A 21,363-nucleotide genomic window follows, 5' to 3' on the forward strand; every position below is an offset into this window, starting at 1 on the left:
GTGGCGAGTATAGCTGTCTGTCCCGGCAGTTTTGATCCTGTGACCTACGGGCATCTGGACATCATCAAACGCGGGGCGCATATTTTTGAACAAGTGTATGTATGTGTGCTGAATAATTCTTCAAAAAAGCCTTTGTTCAGTGTGGAAGAACGGTGTGAGCTTCTGAGAGAAGTCACAAAAGACATTCCGAACATAACAGTTGAAACATCGCAAGGCCTGTTAATTGATTATGCAAAAAGAAAAAATGCGAAAGCGATTTTAAGAGGCTTGAGAGCTGTATCTGATTTTGAATACGAGATGCAGGGGACATCAGTAAACCGGGTGCTTGATGAATCTATTGAGACGTTTTTTATGATGACAAACAATCAATATTCGTTTCTAAGTTCAAGCATCGTAAAAGAAGTGGCAAGATACAACGGCTCGGTATCAGAGTTTGTACCGCCGGAAGTAGAGTTGGCGCTTCAGCAAAAATTCAGACAAGGATGAGGGTTTTGACTCATCCTTTTTTTGTTCCGTTTGTCAGTCTGTAAGAAAAAATGATAATGTACGTAAACAGCGCGCATAGTGTGACAGCAGGTCCGATCTGCACAAGCAGATTCCAGCCGTTTATAAAGGCAGTTGGCATGTCACTGCTGTTAAGAGATTTAAATACATACTGATACGGATCATGCCATGCCGTGTAAAGAGGTTTCCATAAAAGCATGACGAAGACAGCGGCATAAACGCCCTGCAGCAAACGTGCGATAAAGAATGGTTTAAATCTAATGTCGGTTTCCGATAAAATACCTGCCACCTGAGCTTGTACGGAAAAGCCGCTAAACCCGAGAATAAAGCTGACGATAATGGCTTTTTGCAGAAGAGAAACATCTGTCTCGCTGACAAGCTTGCTGCCTAATGTAATTTCAAACATCCCTGATAAAAGCGGAATGTCCAATTGAGTCGGAAGCTGAAACAAAGTCAGTGCTCCTTTTGTGAAAACAGACAAAACATCAGTCAGCTGGACCACTGACAACAGTCGATTGAAGACAGAAAATAAAATAATAAAGCCGCCTACCATAAGAAGCGTTTGAACAGAAGACGTAACGGCGTCGCCTAAAATTTTACCCAAGGGCCGTTTTTCTGCAAGTCTGGCGGTATGAAGAGCGTGTAAAGCATCTTTGACTGAAGGGAAAGGTATCGTTTTCTTTCTTCTGAGTTGCTGCTCTTCCTTGCGGCCATAGGAACGCATTGTTAAACCGACGGCAAGATTCCCCAAATAGTGTGCAGAAGCTAATAAAATGCCTAGTGACGCGTTTTGAAAGAAACCGACGGCAACAGCGCCGAAAATAAAGAGCGGGTTTGAAGAATTGGTAAACGACGCGAGCCGTTCTGCCTCTACTCTTGAAATCTGATTTTCCTGCCGCAGACGGGCAGTGAGTTTTGCTCCCGCTGGGTTTCCTGATGCCATTCCCATAGCAAGAACGAAGCCGCCGACACCCGGCACGCGAAAGATCGGCCGCATAAAAGGCTCAAGCAAAACACCGACAAACCGCACAATGCCAAAGCCGATTAAGAGTTCGGACAGAATAAAAAATGGCAGCAATGACGGAAACACAACCTCCCACCACATAGACAGCCCGGTTTTAGAGGCTTCGAATGAGGCCTGTGGATGTGAGATGACAGTCGCTGTTAAAAAAAGAAAAAACGAGGCAATCAAAAGTGTATTAATCTTCGACAAGTTCATTCTTACCTCCCCGATGCTAAAAATGCCCAATGACATGTATATCATGATAAAATAATGTATGATGTAAAACGGCCAAGCAGTACCTGTCCTCTTGATTCTTTGTACTAATATACGAGCATAGGGGTTCAGTTTAGACCATAGAATTCGGTATACAGGGAATTCAGGCAGGAGGTTAACGCTTTGGCCAAACCTAAAATCGGGTTAGCGTTAGGATCGGGAGGGGCCAGAGGGCTCGCTCATCTCGGTGTGCTTTCCAGTTTACATAAGCACCAAATTGAAGTGGATATGATTGCAGGAAGCAGCATGGGCGCTTTGGTGGGCAGTTTTTATGCCGCCGGACATGACGTGGCAACGATGAAAAAAGTAGCCAAAGCCTTTAAACGAAGGCTTTATGCTGATTATACGGTTCCGAAACTCGGTTTTTTAAAAGGTGACCGCGTCAGACAGCTTGTGCATGCTTATACATTCGGAAAACCGATTGAAGAGCTCCAAATCCCGCTGGGCATTGTTGCGTGTGATTTACAGACGGGAGAAAAGGTTGTGTTCCGAAAAGGATCAGTGTCAGATGCAGTGAGGGCCAGCATCAGCATCCCGGGTATCTTTATTCCGCAGCGGCTGGACGGACGCCTTCTTGTAGACGGCGCGGTCGTCGATCGAATTCCGGTTTCTGTTGTGAAAGACATGGGAGCTGATATTATCATCGCTTCGGATGTTTCCAGGGTTCGAAAAACTGAAACAGCAGTGCATATTTTTGATGTGATTATGCAAAGTATGGATATACTGCAAAATGAATTAGTGCGGCATCAAACAATTGCCGCAGATATCATGATTCGCCCTTCCCTTGAAACATACAGCTCAAGCTCGTTTGCCAATATTGAAGAAATGATATCGGCAGGCGAAGAGGCGACAAACCGAATGATCAGCAAGATAAGAAAAGAAATAGAGAATTGGGAGGGCTCATAATTTGCTACGTAAAAAACATTTTAGCTGGATGCTCGTCATCCTCATACTGATCGCCGTTTTATCATTTATAAAACTTCCATACTATATTACAAAACCGGGAGAAGCGACAGAGCTTGCTTCATTGATAAAAGTGGAGGGAGGCTACCCGGAAAAAGGAAGCCTGTCCTTAATGACTGTTAAAGTGGGACCGGCTAATCCGTTTACATATGTGTGGGCAAAGATGCACCCTTATTATGAAATTGTTCCTGATGAGAGCATTAAGGAGGAAGGCGAGTCAGATAAGGAGTATATGAAAAGACAGCTCCAAATGATGAAAAGCTCGCAAGAAAATGCGGTTATAGCCGCCTATCAAAAGGCAGGAAAAAAAGTCAGCTATTCCTTTAACGGCATATACGCAAGCTCTGTTGTAGAAAACATGCCGGCAAAAGGGAAAATAGAAGTCGGTGATAAAATCATCAGCGCAGACGGCAAAAACTATCAGTCTGCTGAAAAGCTGATTGATTATATCAGTAGCAAAAAAGCGGGAGATAAAGTCACGTTAAAGATCGAAAGAGAAGAAAAAGAAAAGCGTGTCACCCTTACGTTAAAACAATTTCCTGATGAGCCGGATCGGGCAGGAATCGGAGTTTCGCTTTATACAGACAGAAACGTGAAGGTAGAGCCTGATATTGATTTTGAAATTGAAAATATTGGCGGCCCGTCAGCAGGGTTAATGATGTCCCTTGAAATCTATAATCAGCTGACAAAACCAGACGAAACAAAAGGCTACGATATTGCGGGAACAGGTACCATTGATGTTGATGGGAAAGTAGGCCCGATCGGCGGCATTGATCAAAAAGTCGTCGCCGCAGACAAAGCCGGAAAAGACATTTTCTTCGCACCAAATCAAAACGGCGCCAGCAATTCCGATTATAAGAACGCAGTAAAAACAGCAAAAGATATTGATTCGAATATGAAGATTGTGCCTGTTGATACCATGCAGGATGCGATTGATTATTTGAATAAGCTGAAAGCGAAAAGCACCTGATTCTCAGGTGCTTTTTCTATACATTTAAAAAGTGTTGTTCATCTTCATCATATCGAATCGGTGCATGTCCGTATTCCTGCAGGTCAAACTCAGTTCTCAGCGGCTCTTCTATCGGCAGGCTGTAAATCCTGCTTGCTTTTACGTCCAGATCGAGAGCTGGATGGGAGAAAGAGGACAGTTTGCTGACAAGCGGAACAGACAGTGCTCTTTTCTTTTCGGATAAATAAGCCTGTCCTTTTTTCGTCATGCCGAGAAGCCTGATATACGGCACCTTATCGTTGTCAAGCAGCTTTTGCATATCCTGTTTTTTTGTTCTGGTTAAAATGTGTGTATTCATCCGCTGGAGCCTTGTCCACGTATAGCGTTTTGTTTTCAGCAGCTCCATAAATTCTTGATAGGAGCTGGATTTTCTGATCGAACGAAGAATTCTGTGCTCTAAACCTTCCTCCACCTCGTATACTTGTTGTAATTCCTGTGCTGTTACAGTTGAAAGGCTGTATTTTAAGTAAGAAAAGTAGCTCTCAGGTGTATGCCACAATCCGAAAGATTTGCGGTAAGCTGCTAATTCACGTGCAGATGCAGCAGGGAGAAAACGAAAGCAGGCTTCGAGATTCTGGCCAGTCATTGCTTTTCTGATGCTTGTGGCGCTTGCGATATGGTTTTCGCCTTCAGGGAGATCGGCATCATGATAGTCCGAAGAGATGCGTGCCGTAGTATAAGGTTTCATAGGATATCCCCCGGTTAGAATCGAGGTCACATACTGATATCCCAAAATGTTATTTGGTTTTGACAAGTCAAGTGCACTTTCAGTATGCAAAATGGAGCTGAAGGCGCTAGCCGCCGCTGCTGGGTAACTGGCCCCCTTTTTAAGTTCTTCTTTAATTCGGTCATTCAATATATGTTTATGCTCATCAATAAGCTGTGCTGTTTCTAAAAAAGGCTTGATATCTCCATTTTCACTCCCGAAAAACAGCGCCTCACATTCAAGTTCGTTCAGGATTGAAACACTGCCGCGTGCAAAAATGTCTGCTTTTTGCACGGCATAAAGATAAGGCAGCTCAATGACAAGATCAACTCCGCTTTGCAGCGCCATTTTTGTTCGGGCCCATTTTGATACAACAGCGGGTTCCCCGCGCTGTAAAAAATGCCCGCTCATCACCGCCACAGCCGTGTCACATCCGGTTTGCCGCTTTGCTGTTTGGGCATGATAAAGGTGACCGTTATGAAAGGGATTATATTCAACCACCAATCCGACAGCTTTCATATTTTTTCCGCCTTTCTTGCTATGTTTAAAAACGTATGGTACATTTGCAAATGAAAACTCTTACGCCTTATTTTTGTTTTAAGTGTATGCATAGCATATTCCGCTGTCAACGATACTTCAATGGCAGCATTATGCTGTAAAGAAAAAATATTGACAAAAACAATCTTAAAAGCTATAATCATGTTTGTTGCTTTCCTGAGGTGATACAAATGAAATGGACGATTTATCAGCTGCATCAAATGCCAAAACAAAGTTTTGAGTTTGATGAAACAGTTGAGTTAAATGAGCTGACAAAGCTGAATTCTGACATTCGCCGCATTTCTCCCGTCCGGGTGAAGGGCAGAGCGGATATCAAATCCAAACAGGTTTCGTTTGATTTTACAATTTCAGGCGAAATGATTTTGCCATGCTCAAGAACACTCGTTGATGTCCCGTATCCATTTGAAATTTCAACAAAAGAACTGTTTATATTTCATCACACGGATGATATAGAAGATGATGACGTTCATATTGTTGAGGACGATACTATCGACTTAACTCCGATCGTGAAAGAAGAAATTCTTTTAGAAATCCCTATGCAAATCTTTTGTGAATCTGAACAAGAAAAAGGAGCTGCTCCTCAAGAAGGAAAGGATTGGCAAGTCATTTCGGAAGAAGACAAGAAGAATCAAGTTGATCCGAGACTTGCAGCCCTTGAAAAGCTCTTAAAACAAGATGATGAATCTTAACTCTTTAAGGAGGTGGGAATAATGGCTGTACCTTTTAGAAGAACTTCTAAAATGAAGAAAAGATTGCGCCGTACACATTTCAAACTTAATGTACCTGGTATGACAGAATGTCCGTCATGCGGAGAGATGAAGTTGTCTCACCGTGTATGCAAAGCATGCGGATCATACAACGGCAAAGACATAAATGTAAAAAGTAACTAATAAGAAAAGCGCGGGGTGAAAGCCCTGCGCTTTTTCTTTTTCTCTTCCTGTCAGCTTGCGGAAAATTTGTGAGTGCAAATAGTCTATCTAATCTATTACCGGCATATGTATGAGATAAATAAGCTGACATGGAGGGAGATTGAATTTGACCATTACAAGACAAGATGCTTGGACTCAGGATGAGGATTTGCTGCTGGCAGAAGTGGTGCTTCGTCATATTCGAGAGGGAGGAACACAGCTTTCAGCCTTTGAGGAGGTTGGAAGGGCGCTGACCAGAACCGCGGCAGCCTGTGGTTTCAGGTGGAACTCGTATGTGAGAAAACAATACCAGTCAGGTATAGAGCTTGCAAAAAAGCAAAGGAAAGAACTGAGGAAGCAAATCGGCGTTCATTCGGTCAATATGCCGAATTCCATGAAGCAGACTGCCTCGGCATCGTCAGAAGGAAAACGAGATTTGTCCATTCAGGATGTCATTCAATTTCTCGAACAATTCAAAGAAGCACCGTCTGCACAAGAATTTCAGCTTGAAAGGGAAAAATTGAAGGAGCAAATCCAATCGCTGCAAAAAGAGCTTGAGGATTTGCGGAGTGAAAATCAGACATTGCGGAATCAGCTAGAGATGACAGAAGAGGATTACAAGGCACTGATCGATATCATGGATCGGGCCAGAAAAATGGTTGTTTCGAAGGAAGACGGAAGAATGAAAAAAGCGGCTCAAGAAACGTAAAGAAACGCCTGAAATGAACCGGCCCTATAGTAAGAATAGGCCGGTTGTTTTTATTTCTATGCAGACTCTCCCGGTGTCATTTCATGATCCATATCAGGATGCCAGATGTGCGGGTTTTCCCCTTTGTCCCGCGCCATATCATACTTAACAGTTTTAAAGTTCATTTTGTTCCAAAATTCCGCTGATTTCATTCTCGGATTTGTCCGGATCGGCATTTTGAATGATTTTGCAAATTCAACCAAGGCTCTCCCGTATCCCCTGTTCTGGTAGCCCGGAAGAACCTCAAGCTTCCACAGCTCCAAATAATCCTGGCGGTTGTCAAAATAGGGATTCGATTTGCCGTTAACTTGATACAGACTCATTCGTGCTACAAGTTTATCGCCAAAATAAATCCCGTAAAAAGGCGAGGTGCTGTCATTTTCAATAATATTATCCTGAAGTTCTTCAAGCATTGAAAGCTCCTGAATGCCGTATTCTTTGAATTTCTTGAATTCTTCCAGCGTTTTATAGTTGATAAGCAGACGTTCTACCTTTGTCAAACAAATCTCCCCCTTTGTTGTTTCTACATATATTGTAAACGCTTTATTTAAAAAATCCAAATATTTAAACTTTAATTTTAAGCACATGGGATCTTTGAGAAGTAATTTCTTCTTACTTCTGCTATGATAATACGTAAATGCTAAATTGGGTGTGACATCATGAAAATTGGAATTATCGGCGGAGGCTCCGTCGGTCTTTTATGCGCCTATTATTTGTCACTTTATCACGACGTGACTGTTGTGACGAGGCGGCAAGAACAGGCTGCGGCCATTCAGTCTGAAGGAATCCGGCTTTATAAAGGCGGGGAGGAATTCAGGGCTGATTGCAGTGCGGACACGAGTATCAATTCGGACTTTGACCTGCTTGTCGTGACAGTGAAGCAGCATCAGCTTCAATCTGTTTTTTCGTCGCTTGAACGAATCGGGAAGACGAATATATTATTTTTGCAAAACGGCATGGGGCATATCCACGACCTAAAAGACTGGCACGTTGGCCATTCCATTTATGTTGGAATCGTTGAGCACGGAGCTGTAAGAAAATCGGATACAGCTGTTGATCATACAGGCCTAGGTGCGATAAAATGGAGCGCGTTCGACGATGCTGAACCAGACCGGCTGAACATCATGTTTCAGCATAACCATTCGGATTTTCCGATTTATTATGAGACGGATTGGTACCGTCTGCTGACGGGCAAGCTGATTGTAAATGCGTGTATTAATCCTTTAACTGCGTTATTGCAGGTGAAAAATGGAGAACTGCTGACAACGCCAGCTTATCTGGCTTTTATGAAGCTGGTATTTCAGGAGGCATGCCGCATTTTAAAACTTGAAAATGAAGAAAAGGCTTGGGAGCAGGTTCAGGCTGTTTGTGGACAAACGAAAGAGAATCGTTCATCAATGCTGGTTGACGTCATTGGAGGCCGGCAGACGGAAGCTGACGCCATTATTGGATACTTATTGAAGGAAGCAGGTCTTCAAGGTCTTGATGCCGTCCACCTAGAGTTTTTATATGGCAGCATCAAAGCATTGGAGCGAAATACAAACAAAGTCTTTTGAGCTTTTTCGGTAACATGCTATACTCATTTCGGATCACTAACTATTTATTGGAGAAAGGAAGTTCTAGAAGATGCAGCTAACTGAACTTTCCATCAAAAATCAGAATGTGTTTGTACAGCACTATATAGATGGCAAAGAAGAAATGTCTTCTTTTTTTGATTACAGTATTCATCATAAGGACATGTGGCGCGAAAGACTGGAAGACTTATCTTCCCGGTTTTTCGCAAGAGAGGAATTGGCGGCGTACTTAACCTCTTACCATAATAAATTCGGTTCAAGTGCGATGCAGTCTGCTATTGAGAAGCTGAAGGACCCGTCAAGTGCCGCTGTAGTCGGCGGACAGCAGGCAGGACTTTTAACAGGACCGCTTTACACCATACATAAAATCATTTCAATCATTGTTTTAGCAAAGCAACAAGAAAAGGAACTGCAAGTGCCTGTCATACCAATCTTCTGGGTGGCTGGAGAAGACCACGATTTGGATGAGATTAATTTTGTTCACACATCTGAAGAGAATGGGCCTGTGAAAAAAAAGTTGCCTCAGTCTTATTGGAAGAAATCATCAGCAGCGAGTACATCGCTTGATCAGGAAAAGTGTGCCGCGTGGATAGATGATGTTTTTGCCGCTTTTGAAGAAACAGACCATACGAATACACTTCTCGACAATGTGAAACGATGTTTAAGGGAATCTGTTACGTTTACTGACTTCTTTGAACTGCTGATCGCGGATTTGTTCCAAGAAGAGGGCTTAGTTTTATTAAATTCTGGAGATCCGGGGATTAAAAAGCTGGAAACGGCCATGTTCCAAAAGATTCTTCGAGAAAATGATGAACTCGCCCGGGCTGTATCAGATCAGCAGGCCTTCATGCGTCAAGCAGGCTACAAACCGATTATCGAGTCCGGAAAAGAGCAGGCGAATCTGTTTTATGAATACGAAGATGAGCGTTTTTTAATTGAAAAAGATAACGGCCGATTTGTCATCAAAGAGCTTGATCTAGGATGGACGATGGATGAACTTCATACACATATGGAAGAACATCCAGAGCGTTTCAGCAACAATGTTGTAACGAGACCGTTAATGCAGGAATTTCTCATTCCGACTTTAGCATTTATTGCAGGGCCTGGAGAAATCAATTATTGGGGCGAGCTCAAACAGGCTTTTGCGGTGATGGGCTTTAAAATGCCTCCTGTCATGCCAAGGCTGAACATTACGATACTTGAGCGGCATATTGAGAAAAAACTGGTTGAACGGAATATCTCATTACAAGACGCGATTGAGCGTGGAACGGAGAATCAAAGAGAGACATACTTCGAGCGCCAGATTCCGGAAGAGTTTACGGCGGTGATGGATCAGGCGAAAAGCCAAATTGAAGCGATTCACAAAACGGTTCGGCAGGAGGCGTTAAAGGTTGATCAAAGCTTGGAACCTTTACTCCTGAAAAATGCCGCTTTTATTCAGGATCAGCTTCAATTCTTAGAGCGCACGGTGACGAAGCGAATTGAAGAAAAAGAAGGCTACGTCTTGAAGGATTATGAAAGAATTCAAAATAGCATTAAGCCGCTTCTTGCGCCGCAAGAACGGATTTGGAATATCATGTATTATTTGAACAGGTACGGTCCAAAATTCTTCACGACATTCAAGAATCTGCCATTTTCTTTTCAAAATCAACATCAAGTTGTCAAACTTTGAAATAAAGTTTTAAAGAACCCTGAATAGTTCAGGGTTTTTTTTTATGGGTAAACAGTGTAAAATGAAGTTGTGGAGCGAAGTGGTGAATAGTGGTGAGTTAAGGAGAGAAAGTGGGGCAAGAGATCATGTTTATGGGTGAATATCAGCATACCATCGATGCGAAAGGCCGCATGATCGTACCCGCTAAATTCAGAGAAGGCCTAGGTGAGCAATTTGTGCTGACTAGAGGACTTGACCAATGTCTCTTCGGCTACCCTATGCACGAATGGAAACAAATTGAAGAAAAACTAAAAGCTCTTCCTCTCACAAAGAAAGATGCCCGCGCGTTTACCCGTTTCTTCTTTTCAGGGGCGACTGAATGCGAACTGGACAAGCAAGGCAGGGTAAATATCGCATCATCTCTATTGAATTACGCCAAACTGGAAAAAGAATGTGTTGTTATCGGGGTTTCTAATCGAATTGAATTGTGGAGTAAAGTAATTTGGGAACAATACACAGAAGAGCAAGAAGATTCATTTGCTGAAATTGCTGAAAACATGATTGGGTTTGATATATAATGATTCTTCGTGTATAACACTCTAAAAACAATTTCAATTCATCCTGATAAAAGGTGGGACCAACACAATATGTTTCAACACAAGACAGTACTTCTTCGTGAAACCGTAGACGGACTTAATATTAAACCAGACGGTACATATGTAGACTGCACACTCGGCGGAGCTGGGCATAGTACATACTTATTGCAGCAGTTATCCGAGAAGGGGCGTTTAATCGCTTTTGACCAAGATGATACGGCATTACAGCATGCTAAAGAAGTGTTGTCCGATTATAAAGGACAGCTCATTCTGATTAAAAGCAATTTCAGGTATTTAAAAGAATGTTTGAATGAACAAGGCATTACAGAAGTAGACGGCATTTTATTTGATTTAGGGGTGTCCTCTCCGCAGCTGGATACACCGGAGCGCGGATTCAGTTACCATCATGACGCACCGTTGGACATGAGGATGGACCAGTCGGCTACGCTTTCGGCGAAAGAAGTCGTTAATGAGTGGCGCTATGAGGATCTCGTCCGTATTTTCTTTAAATACGGAGAAGAGAAGTTCAGTAAACAGATCGCCAGAAAAATTGAGGAGGCAAGAATGAAGTCTCCTATTCAAACTACGGGCCAACTGGTCGATCTAATAAAAGACGCGATTCCCGCTCCAGCGAGAAGGAGCGGCGGACATCCCGCTAAACGCGTGTTTCAGGCAATCAGAATTGCCGTAAACGATGAACTTAGGGTGTTTGAAGAAGCTTTGGAGCAGGCAATTGAGGTTCTGAAGCCAGGGGGCAGGGTATCGGTCATTACCTTCCACTCGCTAGAAGACAGAATTTGCAAAACCACTTTTAAAGAAAAGTCGTCGCTTCCGGAACTTCCTCCGGGGCTTCCTGTTATACCGGAAGAGTTTGAACCGGAGCTGAAGCTCATCACACGAAAACCGATTACGGCATCTCAAGAAGAGCTTGAAGAGAACAACCGGGCTCGTTCTGCCAAGCTTCGGATTGCTGAAAAAAGAAAATAACGAAACGCGAACGCAAAATTAAAAGGAGGTCATCAGCCTATGAGCAATTTAGCTTACCAACCAGAGAAACAGCAGCGGCATGCGATCAGTCCTGAGAAAAAAGTGATTGTCAAGAAAAGGGCTTCCATTACTCTCGGAGAAAAAGTGCTTCTTGTCCTCTTTGCTGCGGCGGTGCTCAGCGTATCGCTTTTGATCGTATCGAAGGCGTATGCGGCATATCAAACCAATATTGAGGTGCAAAAGCTTGAGGAGCAAATTTCATCCGAAAATAAGCAAATTGGTGACCTCGAAAAAAGCGTTGCTGATTTAAGCAAACCGCAGCGCATTATGGACATTGCGAAAAAGAACGGCTTGAATTTAAAAGATAAAAAAGTGAAAAACATACAGGAATGATTCAAATGCCAAAAAAGAATAAATTTATGAATAGAGGAGCAGCGATTCTAAGTATTTGTTTCGCTCTCTTTTTCTTTGTCATCCTGGGGAGAATGGCATATATTCAAATAACCGGAAAAGCGAACGGCGAAGTGCTTGCGACAAAAGCGACAGAGCAGCATGAAAAGAAACGGACCATCGAAGCGAGCCGCGGCTCGATTTTAGACCGAAAAGGAAAAGTCATAGCAGAGGACACAGCGACGTATAAATTGATTGCGATTCTCGATAAAAAAATGACCACTGATGTCAAGCATCCTCAGCATGTTGTAAACAAAGAAAAAACGGCGGAAGCATTGTCTAAAGTGATAAACTTGGACAAGGCCGACATCCTTGATATCTTAAATAAAGATGCAAAACAAGTCGAGTTTGGCTCAGCTGGCCGGGATATTACGTATTCACAAAAGCAAAAAATTGAAAAAATGAAACTCCCGGGCATTTCATTTTTGCGGGATACAAAACGCTACTATCCAAATGGTATTTTCGCATCCAATTTAATCGGCTATGCCGAGGTTGATCAAGACACAAATGAAATTTCCGGCGCGATGGGGTTAGAAAAAGTGCTGGATAAGTATTTGAAGGAGCGCGACGGATATGTGACATATGAAAGCGACAAATCCGGCTGGGAGCTCCCGAACAGCAAAAATAAAATTACAGCGCCAAAAAATGGTGACAATGTATATTTAACCATTGACCAGAAAATTCAAACCTTTTTAGAAGACAGCATGACAAAAGTAGCGCAAAAGTATAATCCGAAAAAAATCATGGCCGCAGTTGTCGACCCGAAAACGGGCAAAGTCCTTGCTATGGGACAGCGCCCAAGCTTTGATCCGAACAAGCGCGATGTGACAAACTACTATAATGATTTGATTTCATATGCGTATGAGCCCGGATCAACGATGAAGATCTTTACACTCGCTGCTGCGATGCAGGAAAACGTGTTTAATGCGAACGAACAATATAAGTCAGGGACATTTGAAGTTGGCGGAGCACCTGTTAAGGATCACAATAACGGTGTAGGCTGGGGTCCGACAACATATCATGACGGCGTCCTAAGATCGTCGAATGTCGCTTTTGCGAAACTGGCGAAAGAAAAGCTGGGATATGACCGCCTCAATCAATATTTGCACAAATTCAATTTTTACCAGAAAACAGGTATTGATTTGCCAGGAGAAGTCTCCAGTAAAATCAACTTTAAATATGAATTTGATAAGGCGTCAACTGCATACGGCCAAGCGTCTGCGGTCACACCAATTCAGCAGCTTCAGGCCGCGACGGCAATTGCGAATGACGGCAAAATGATGAAACCTTATGTCATTGACCATATCGTTGACCCAGATAAAGATAAAACTATTTATCAAAATAAGCCGGAATCAGCCGGAACCCCAATTTCTGCAAGCACAGCGAAAAAGGTGCGGGATATATTGGGAGAAGTCGTTACATCGAAGATCGGAACAGGGCAAGCTTATAAAATCGAAGGTTTTGATGTTGCCGGGAAAACAGGTACTGCGCAAATAGCCGGTAAAGGCGGATATTTAGACGGCACAGATAACTATATTTTTTCGTTTATGGGTATGGCTCCAAAAGATAATCCTGAGCTATTAATTTATGTTGCTGTACAGCAGCCGCAGCTAAAAGCAGGTCAGAGCAGTTCAGAACCAGTATCTGAAATCTTCAACCCAACAATGAAAAACAGCCTGCACTACCTGAATATTGAACCAACTGAAAAATCTGACTCAGATAAGGAAGAAACAAAAGCGCAGACAATGCCTGATTTAACAGATCAAACGGTAGCTGCTGCTCAAAAGAAAGCAAAAGAGGAGAATCTCACACCAATTGTCATTGGCAGTGATGTCGCTGTAAAAGAACAGTATCCGAAAGCGGATGAGGAAGTTCTCACCAATCAAAAGGTCTTCCTGAAAACGGGCGGCAAAATCAAAATGCCTGATATGACTGGCTGGTCGAGAAGAGAGGTTCTTCAGTACGGTGAGCTCGCGGGAATTCATATTGAAGTAAACGGGCAAGGCTACGCTGTCAGCCAAAGTGTTAAGAAAGACAAAGAAATCAAAGACAAAACCGTAATCAAGGTTAAGTTTAAAAATCCTGATTAAAAAGAAAGCTTGCGTTATGCAGGCTTTCTTTTTTTATGCCTTCAGAGGAGCATCGTTCTACCTGTCCAATTTCAGGCATAAAATGAAACAAGCCTAAATAAGGAGTGAACGGTCTCTTGCGCGTCTCGAATGTAACGGTTAGAAAACGTTTATTATTTGTTTTGCTTTTTGGCGTGATCGTGTTTCTGATCATTGATACAAGGCTGGGGTATGTTCAGTTTGTGATGGGCGAAAAACTGACTTCGCTGGCGAAAGATTCCTGGAGCCGGAACTTGCCGTTTGAGCCGGAGAGAGGCGAGATACTGGATCGGAATGGTGTGAAGCTCGCAACAAACAAAAGTGCGCCGACCGTATTCGTCGTGCCGCGCCAAGTTCAGAATCCGATGAAAACGAGCAAGCAGCTTGCGGCGGTGCTCAATATGTCAGAAGAAAAAGTATATAAACATGTGACAAAAAAAGCGTCAATCGAAAAGATCACTCCTGAAGGGAGAAAAATTTCAAATGAGAAGGCGAAAGAAATCAAAGCGCTTGATTTAAAAGGTGTGTATGTTGCGGAGGACAGTATCCGTCATTACCCGTTCGGCAGCTTTTTATCTCATGTGCTTGGATTTGCAGGAATTGACAACCAAGGGCTCCTTGGACTTGAAGCCTATTACGACGATGATTTAAAAGGGGAAAAAGGTTCTGTTAAGTTTTATACAGATGCCAAGGGTAAAAAAATGCCTGATGAAGCGGATGACTATACGCCGCCTAAGGATGGGCTTGATATGAAGCTGACGGTTGATTCAAAGGTCCAGACGATAATGGAAAGAGAGCTTGATAACGCTGAGGCCAAATATCATCCGGACGGCATGATTGCCGTAGCCATGAATCCGAAAAACGGAGAAATTTTGGGGATGTCTAGCAGGCCTGACTTCGACCCTGCTGATTACCAATCTGTTGATCCGTCCGTCTACAATCGAAATCTGCCAGTATGGAGCACGTATGAACCGGGATCTACCTTTAAAATTATTACACTTGCAGCAGCCCTTGAAGAGCAAAAAGTAAATTTGAAACGGGATCAATTTTATGATAAAGGGCATGCGGAAGTGGACGGAGCGAGACTGCGGTGCTGGAAAAGAGGCGGGCACGGGCTGCAGACGTATCTGGAAGTTGTGCAGAACTCCTGCAACCCGGGGTTTGTTGAATTAGGCGAGCGCTTAGGAAAGGAAAAGCTTTTCAAATATATCAAAGACTTTGGTTTTGGACAAAAAACGGGGATTGATCTCCAAGGCGAGGGAACAGGCATCTTATTCCCGCTTGAGAGAGTGGGCCCGGTGGAGCAAGCAACTACGGCTTTCGGACAGGGAGTATCCGTCACGCCGATTCAGCAGGTTGCAGCAGTATCCGCCGCTGTAAACGGAGGAACCCTCTACACACCTTATATTGCAAAGGAATGGATCGATCCTGTTACGAAGAAAACGGTCAAAAAACAATCACCAATCGCAAAGAAACAAGTCATTTCTGAGGAAACATCCAAACAAATCCGCTATGCTCTAGAAAGCGTCGTCGCAGAAGGAACCGGCCGCAATGCATTTGTAGAAGGATATCGTGTCGGAGGAAAAACGGGGACTGCGCAAAAGGTTAAAGATGGAAAATACCTTGAAAACAACCATATTGTATCATTTATCGGTTTCGCGCCAGCTGATGATCCGAGTCTAGTCGTCTACGTTGCGGTGGATAACCCGAAAGGCACGATTCAATTTGGCGGAACGGTTGCAGCGCCTATTGTCGGAAATATTATGAGAGACAGCCTGCCGGAACTTGGTGTGAAGCCCCGGAAAAATCAAATCGAGAAAAAATACCAATGGAACGACACAAAAACAATAGAAGTTCCGAATGTTGTAGGGATGTCTGTCTCAGATCTTGAGTCACTATTGGTGAATCTCAATGTGGATGCTTCCGGGAAAGGGAGCAAAATCGTTAAACAATCGCCAGCTGCCGGAACGAAAGTAAAAGAAGGCTCAAAGATACGCGTGTATTTGACTGAAGAAGATGAAAAGGAGGCAGCCGATTGATTCGGGCTGCCTATTCTTTTATTGCAGAAAAAATGCTGATATCTTTCAAGATTAGCTGGATGTATCCTTTTATTTACGCTAAAATATGAACTGTATGCTTAAAATCATTACCACATCATTTGATGTGACTTCAATGATAAAAAGAACGAATTAGAATGTTGAGAGGTTTGATACGATGAAACTTACAAAGCTGCTTACATACTTAACAACCGAACCTTCTGTAAACGACTCACAAGACCCTGAAATAACTTCAATTGAGATGGACTCCAGAGAAGTAAAGAAAGGGAGTCTTTTTGTATGTGTAAAAGGGTATACGGTGGATGGCCACGATTTCGCGCAAAAAGCAGTAGAAAACGGCGCAGCGGCTATTGTGGCAGAAAGAGAAGTCGATGTGAATGTTCCTGTTATTATTGTCCGGCAGTCACTTCGCGCGCTCAGCGTTTTGTCTGATGCGTTTTACGGACAGCCGACGAAGAAGCTTCAGCTGATTGGGATAACAGGGACAAACGGCAAAACATCAACGACCCACATGGTCGATGAGATTCTGAGAAAAGCGGGAAAACGCACAGGCTTGATCGGTACAATGTACATGAAAATCGGAGACGAAACACTTCCTGTTAAAAACACGACTCCGGAAAGCGTCACGCTGCAGAAAACGTTTAAGAAAATGAATGACAAGCACGTTGACACTGCTATCATGGAGGTTTCTTCTCACGCTTTGTCTTTAGGACGCGTCCATGGCTGTGATTATGATATTGCCGTGTTTACGAATTTAACACAGGACCATCTGGACTATCATAAAACGATGGATGAGTACCGGCATGCAAAAAGCTTGCTCTTTTCCCAACTTGGCGGGGCTTTCAACCATGAACATCCAAAGCGTGCCGTACTGAATGCTGACGATGAGGCGAGCGCTTATTTTGAAAAGGTAACAGCTGCGCATATCTCTACATACGGAATTAAAAACGATGCTGATGTGATGGCGAAGAACATCAGTATCACTGCACAGGGCACAAGCTTTGATCTCGTGACAAACAAAGGCACGAAGCACATCACGATGTCTCTCGTCGGACAATTTAATGTGTATAACGTGCTGGCCGCTGTTGCAACATGTATTGCAGCAGGCATACCGTTTGAAATCATCACTGAGGCTGTTGAAGAATTGCATGGTGTAAGAGGCCGTTTTGAATTGGTCAATCAGCAGCAGGAGTTTCCTGTCATTGTAGACTACGCGCACACACCGGACAGCCTTGAAAATGTGCTGGAGACATGCAGAGATATGACGGAAGGAAAGCTATTTGTCGTTGTCGGCTGCGGAGGAGACAGAGATAAGACGAAGCGCCCGAAAATGGCTAAAATTGCTGTGGAGCTGGCTGACGAGCCGATTTTCACGTCAGATAACCCGAGAAGCGAAGATCCTCGCGCGATTTTAAGAGATATGGAAGCCGGAGTAGAGAACGCATACTATCACAGTATTGCAAACCGCGAGCAGGCGATCTTTTTCGCAATTGCCAATGCCAAAAAAGGCGACGTTGTCCTCATTGCCGGAAAAGGACATGAAACCTATCAGCAGATCGGAAATGAAACTTTCGATTTTGATGATGCTGAAGTAGCGGCGAGAGCCATTGTTGAACTCAATAAGAATAAGACGAATTCATAGGAAAGAGATGTTACTGAATAATGGAGCTTGAAAAGATTTTTCATATGGAAAAAAATCATGAATATGATAACTACGTATGTCGTTTGAAAGAAACAGGAGGAGAAAAGGACAATGCTTGAGCAAGTCATTCTGTTTACAATTTTAATGGGGTTTTTAATTAGTGTTCTGCTCTCTCCGATTCTTATTCCGTTTTTAAGAAGATTAAAATTCGGCCAGAGTATTAGAGAAGAAGGACCGAAATCACATCAGAAAAAATCAGGGACACCGACAATGGGCGGGGTCATGATCATACTTTCTATCATAGTGACAACAATTGTTATGACACAGAAGTTTTCAGAAATAAGCCCCGAAATGGTGCTGCTTCTGTTTGTTACGCTAGGCTACGGTTTGCTTGGCTTTTTAGATGATTACATCAAGGTTGTCATGAAGCGCAATCTTGGGTTGACATCAAAGCAAAAGCTGATCGGACAAATTATTATTGCAGTTGTATTTTACGCTGTGTATCATTACTACAATTTTGCGACGGATATTCGCATCCCTGGAACTGACTTATCATTTGATCTTGGCTGGGCTTACTTTATCCTTGTGCTCTTTATGCTAGTCGGCGGATCAAACGCAGTTAACCTGACTGACGGCCTTGACGGGTTATTATCCGGTACTGCGGCGATTGCCTTTGGCGCCTTTGCCATTCTGGCATGGAATCAGTCTCAATATGACGTAGCGATTTTCTCAGTTGCCGTTGTCGGTGCAGTTCTGGGCTTCCTTGTATTTAATGCTCATCCGGCCAAAGTTTTTATGGGAGATACGGGATCGCTTGCATTGGGAGGAGCCATCGTTACCATTGCCATTTTAACGAAATTAGAGATCCTGCTGGTTATCATCGGCGGTGTATTCGTTATCGAGACATTATCCGTTATTTTGCAGGTCATCAGCTTTAAAACGACAGGTAAACGAATCTTTAAAATGAGTCCGCTTCATCACCATTATGAGCTTGTCGGCTGGTCTGAATGGAGAGTAGTCGTGACGTTTTGGGCTGCGGGACTTTTGCTTGCCGTTTTAGGAATTTACATCGAGGTGTGGTTATAAGTGGAAAATGATCAATTTTTACAGAAACAGCATTTTTTAATCCTTGGGCTTGCGAAAAGCGGATATGCGGCGGCCTCCATTCTTCATGAAAAAGGCATTTATGTTGCAGTCAATGATCAAAAGCCTTTTGAAGAAAATGAACCGGCACAAAAGCTTTCTGAAAAAGGAATCGAAGTTGTTTGCGGAGAGCATCCAGTTTCTCTGTTCGATCAGCATCAAATCACGATTCTGATCAAAAACCCGGGAATTCCTTATGAAAATATCATGGTTCAGGAAGCGGAGAAACGAGGCATTCCGGTTTGGACGGAAATTGAGCTCGCTTACTACCTGACCAGCGCCAAGTTTATCGGGATTACCGGATCGAACGGTAAAACGACCACGACAACGCTAATTTACGAAATGCTCAAAGCTGACTCGCAAAAAGCACTGATTGCCGGAAACATCGGCACAGTCGCAAGTGAGGTTGCCTATCATGCTGATGGAGATGAATGGATCGTTACTGAACTGTCTTCGTTTCAGCTGATGGGAACACACGCTTTCAGACCGGAAATCAGCCTGATTTTAAATGTATTTGACGCCCATCTGGATTATCACCATACGCGCGAAAACTATGAAAAAGCGAAACAGAAAGTGTACCTTCATCAGACTGCTTCAGATAAAGCTATTGTCAACCAGGATGATGAAACCGTCGTGCGTCTTGCTGAAGCCGGAAAAGCCGAAATCGTCCCGTTTTCAGTCAGCAAAACGCTTGAACAGGGCGCATATGTAAAAGACAGTATGATTATGTTTAACGGCGAAGCCATTCTTCCTCTGGAAGAGGTTGTACTGCCCGGTGCTCATAACCTGGAGAACATTTTAGCAGCTATTGCAGTTGTGAAAACGGCAGGAGCTTCCAATGAGGCGGTTAAAAAGGTGCTGACAAGCTTTACTGGTGTGAAGCACCGCCTCCAATATGTCACAACTGTGAATGGCCGCAAATTTTATAACGACAGTAAAGCAACAAACATTCTGGCGACAAGCAAGGCGCTTTCAGCTTTTGATAAGCCGGTCATTCTGCTTGCGGGCGGACTGGATCGCGGAAATGGTTTTGATGACTTGAAACCTTATATGAAGCATGTCAAAGCAGTGCTTACATTTGGCCAGACGGCGCCAAAACTTGAGAAACTCGGCAATGAACTGGGAATACAACATGTCAAACGTGTCGATAATGTTGAACAAGCAGTATCTGCGGCGTTTGCGCTCTCAAATGAAGGAGATGTCATCCTGCTGTCACCCGCGTGTGCGAGCTGGGATCAATTCAAAACATTTGAAGAACGCGGTGACATGTTTATAGATGCCGTGCATATGCTTAAGTAAGGGCTTGTCTTGAAGTAAATCGGCAGCCCTAATGACTTTAAGCTTGGGGTGTCGATTGCTTTGACTACTAAAAAAACATCGCCTGATTTGTTATTGGTCATCATTACGTTATTATTATTAACAATCGGATTAATTATGGTGTACAGTGCGAGTGCGGTATGGGCGGATTATAAATTTGACGACTCATTCTTTTTCGCGAAACGGCAGCTTTTGTTTGCGGGAATCGGCGTCATTGCTATGTTTTTTATCATGAATGTCGATTATTGGACTTGGAGGACATGGTCCAAATTGCTGATGGTTATCTGCTTTTTCCTTCTGGTGCTTGTTTTGATACCGGGCGTCGGAATGGTGCGGAACGGTTCAAGAAGCTGGATCGGAGTCGGAGCATTCAGCATACAGCCTTCAGAGTTTATGAAGCTTGCGATGATTGCATTCCTTGCTAAATTTCTCTCTGAAAAACAAAAAAACATCACATCGTTCAGACGGGGGTTCGTCCCCGCACTTGGCATCGTGTTTTCAGCATTTTTGATTATCATGTGCCAGCCTGACCTCGGAACGGGGACAGTAATGGTCGGAACTTGTATTGTCATGATTTTTGTAGCCGGCGCGCGGATCGCCCATTTCGTCTTTCTCGGGCTGATCGGCCTCAGCGGATTTGTCGGGCTCGTACTATCGGCTCCATATCGAATTAAACGGATTACCTCATACTTAAATCCATGGGAAGATCCGCTCGGAAGCGGATTTCAGATCATTCAATCGCTTTATGCAGTGGGGCCCGGCGGGTTGTTCGGAATGGGGCTCGGACAAAGCAGACAGAAGTTCTTTTATCTGCCTGAGCCGCAAACAGACTTTATTTTCGCCATCTTGTCAGAGGAGCTGGGCTTTATCGGGGGAACACTTATTTTGCTCCTCTTCAGCGTCCTGCTGTGGAGAGGAATCAGAATTGCGCTTGGTGCCCCTGATCTGTACGGAAGCTTTGTCGCAGTCGGCATTATTTCAATGATTGCCATTCAAGTCATGATAAATATCGGCGTAGTCACGGGCCTGATTCCTGTAACGGGCATCACGCTCCCGTTTCTGAGCTACGGAGGCTCTTCATTGACTCTAATGCTGATGGCAGTTGGTGTGCTGCTGAATGTAAGCCGCTACTCGAGGTATTAACGAATGTATGTCCATGCTTCCTG

The 21,363-nt window shown here is 43.6% G+C and carries 21 protein-coding genes; 17 read left to right on the top strand and 4 right to left on the bottom strand.

What is annotated here, in order from left to right; translation table 11 throughout:
* On the top strand, positions 1 to 486 hold the full coding sequence (gene coaD, locus FB592_RS08820; RefSeq protein WP_003245283.1) for a pantetheine-phosphate adenylyltransferase: 486 nt from the start codon (positions 1 to 3) through the stop codon (positions 484 to 486).
* 10 nt (positions 487 to 496) lie between these two features.
* Here the strand turns inward: coaD and spoVV are convergent, their stop codons facing one another.
* Complete coding sequence (gene spoVV / locus FB592_RS08825; protein WP_014479716.1) at positions 497 to 1,723, bottom strand: dipicolinic acid transporter SpoVV; 1,227 nt, start codon at positions 1,721 to 1,723, stop codon at positions 497 to 499.
* A 180-nt stretch (positions 1,724 to 1,903) separates the two neighbouring features.
* Between spoVV and FB592_RS08830 the strand changes: the two genes are divergently transcribed.
* Together FB592_RS08830 and ddcP are read left to right on the top strand one after the other, a co-directional pair.
* Complete coding sequence (locus FB592_RS08830; RefSeq protein ID WP_021479345.1) at positions 1,904 to 2,686, top strand: patatin family protein; 783 nt, start codon at positions 1,904 to 1,906, stop codon at positions 2,684 to 2,686.
* A 1-nt stretch (position 2,687) separates the two neighbouring features.
* A complete protein-coding gene (ddcP, locus tag FB592_RS08835) occupies positions 2,688 to 3,713 on the top strand; it encodes a protease DdcP (protein WP_003245451.1) in 1,026 nt (341 codons plus the stop codon).
* 16 nt (positions 3,714 to 3,729) lie between these two features.
* Here the strand turns inward: ddcP and FB592_RS08840 are convergent, their stop codons facing one another.
* Complete coding sequence (locus FB592_RS08840; RefSeq protein ID WP_124073198.1) at positions 3,730 to 4,977, bottom strand: nucleotidyltransferase; 1,248 nt, start codon at positions 4,975 to 4,977, stop codon at positions 3,730 to 3,732.
* Complete coding sequence (locus FB592_RS08845; protein ID WP_003232215.1) at positions 4,974 to 5,159, bottom strand: hypothetical protein; 186 nt, start codon at positions 5,157 to 5,159, stop codon at positions 4,974 to 4,976. Before FB592_RS08845 ends, FB592_RS08840 begins: the two co-directional genes overlap by 4 nt.
* Before the next feature lie 27 nt (positions 5,160 to 5,186).
* On the opposite strand from FB592_RS08845, the gene FB592_RS08850 reads away from it, so the two are divergent.
* From FB592_RS08850 to gerR, 3 genes are all read left to right on the top strand, one after another.
* Positions 5,187 to 5,705 (top strand): YceD family protein, encoded by a 519-nt coding sequence (locus tag FB592_RS08850; protein ID WP_014479718.1) that lies wholly within the window; start codon positions 5,187 to 5,189, stop codon positions 5,703 to 5,705.
* A gap of 21 nt (positions 5,706 to 5,726) precedes the next feature.
* Positions 5,727 to 5,906 carry a 50S ribosomal protein L32 gene (gene rpmF / locus FB592_RS08855; RefSeq protein ID WP_003154457.1) on the top strand — a complete coding sequence of 60 codons (180 nt, stop codon included), beginning with the start codon at positions 5,727 to 5,729 and terminating at the stop codon, positions 5,904 to 5,906.
* Positions 5,907 to 6,051: 145 nt separating this feature from the next.
* A complete protein-coding gene (gene gerR, locus FB592_RS08860; protein WP_015383592.1) occupies positions 6,052 to 6,633 on the top strand; it encodes a sporulation-specific transcriptional regulator GerR in 582 nt (193 codons plus the stop codon).
* 56 nt (positions 6,634 to 6,689) lie between these two features.
* Here the strand turns inward: gerR and FB592_RS08865 are convergent, their stop codons facing one another.
* Positions 6,690 to 7,172 (bottom strand): N-acetyltransferase, encoded by a 483-nt coding sequence (locus FB592_RS08865; RefSeq protein WP_141949443.1) that lies wholly within the window; start codon positions 7,170 to 7,172, stop codon positions 6,690 to 6,692.
* A gap of 159 nt (positions 7,173 to 7,331) precedes the next feature.
* Between FB592_RS08865 and FB592_RS08870 the strand changes: the two genes are divergently transcribed.
* The 11 genes from FB592_RS08870 to spoVE all read left to right on the top strand — a co-directional run bounded on the left by FB592_RS08870 (position 7,332) and on the right by spoVE (position 21,340).
* Complete coding sequence (locus FB592_RS08870) at positions 7,332 to 8,228, top strand: 2-dehydropantoate 2-reductase (RefSeq protein WP_072174074.1); 897 nt, start codon at positions 7,332 to 7,334, stop codon at positions 8,226 to 8,228.
* A 70-nt stretch (positions 8,229 to 8,298) separates the two neighbouring features.
* Positions 8,299 to 9,918 carry a bacillithiol biosynthesis cysteine-adding enzyme BshC gene (bshC, locus tag FB592_RS08875; RefSeq protein WP_085186110.1) on the top strand — a complete coding sequence of 540 codons (1,620 nt, stop codon included), beginning with the start codon at positions 8,299 to 8,301 and terminating at the stop codon, positions 9,916 to 9,918.
* Between the two features lie 125 nt (positions 9,919 to 10,043).
* Positions 10,044 to 10,475 (top strand): division/cell wall cluster transcriptional repressor MraZ, encoded by a 432-nt coding sequence (gene mraZ, locus FB592_RS08880; RefSeq protein WP_003221402.1) that lies wholly within the window; start codon positions 10,044 to 10,046, stop codon positions 10,473 to 10,475.
* 69 nt (positions 10,476 to 10,544) lie between these two features.
* Entirely contained in the window at positions 10,545 to 11,480 is a 936-nt protein-coding gene (gene rsmH, locus FB592_RS08885; protein WP_014479723.1) for a 16S rRNA (cytosine(1402)-N(4))-methyltransferase RsmH, read from the top strand.
* 39 nt (positions 11,481 to 11,519) lie between these two features.
* Positions 11,520 to 11,873, top strand: a complete 354-nt coding sequence (ftsL, locus tag FB592_RS08890; protein ID WP_003232200.1) for a cell division protein FtsL — start codon at positions 11,520 to 11,522, stop codon at positions 11,871 to 11,873.
* Positions 11,874 to 11,878: 5 nt separating this feature from the next.
* Complete coding sequence (pbpB, locus tag FB592_RS08895; protein WP_434736277.1) at positions 11,879 to 14,020, top strand: penicillin-binding protein 2B; 2,142 nt, start codon at positions 11,879 to 11,881, stop codon at positions 14,018 to 14,020.
* A gap of 116 nt (positions 14,021 to 14,136) precedes the next feature.
* Positions 14,137 to 16,077 carry a stage V sporulation protein D gene (locus FB592_RS08900; protein WP_003245048.1) on the top strand — a complete coding sequence of 647 codons (1,941 nt, stop codon included), beginning with the start codon at positions 14,137 to 14,139 and terminating at the stop codon, positions 16,075 to 16,077.
* A 175-nt stretch (positions 16,078 to 16,252) separates the two neighbouring features.
* Positions 16,253 to 17,737, top strand: coding sequence for a UDP-N-acetylmuramoyl-L-alanyl-D-glutamate--2,6-diaminopimelate ligase (locus FB592_RS08905; RefSeq protein WP_021479338.1), 1,485 nt, complete (start codon positions 16,253 to 16,255; stop codon positions 17,735 to 17,737).
* 111 nt (positions 17,738 to 17,848) lie between these two features.
* Entirely contained in the window at positions 17,849 to 18,823 is a 975-nt protein-coding gene (mraY, locus tag FB592_RS08910) for a phospho-N-acetylmuramoyl-pentapeptide-transferase (RefSeq protein WP_003232192.1), read from the top strand.
* The gene (gene murD / locus FB592_RS08915; RefSeq protein ID WP_003232189.1) at positions 18,824 to 20,179 is read left to right on the top strand and encodes a UDP-N-acetylmuramoyl-L-alanine--D-glutamate ligase; all 1,356 of its coding nucleotides are present in this window, start codon (positions 18,824 to 18,826) and stop codon (positions 20,177 to 20,179) included. It abuts the gene before it with no gap.
* A gap of 60 nt (positions 20,180 to 20,239) precedes the next feature.
* Positions 20,240 to 21,340: a stage V sporulation protein E gene (gene spoVE / locus FB592_RS08920; RefSeq protein WP_003244810.1), complete on the top strand. Its 1,101-nt coding sequence runs from the start codon at positions 20,240 to 20,242 to the stop codon at positions 21,338 to 21,340.
* Positions 21,341 to 21,363: the final 23 nt, after the last annotated feature.

Origin of the sequence: Bacillus sp. SJZ110 (genome assembly GCF_006715455.1) — a bacterium.
Taxonomy (GTDB): Bacteria; Bacillota; Bacilli; order Bacillales; family Bacillaceae; genus Bacillus; species Bacillus subtilis.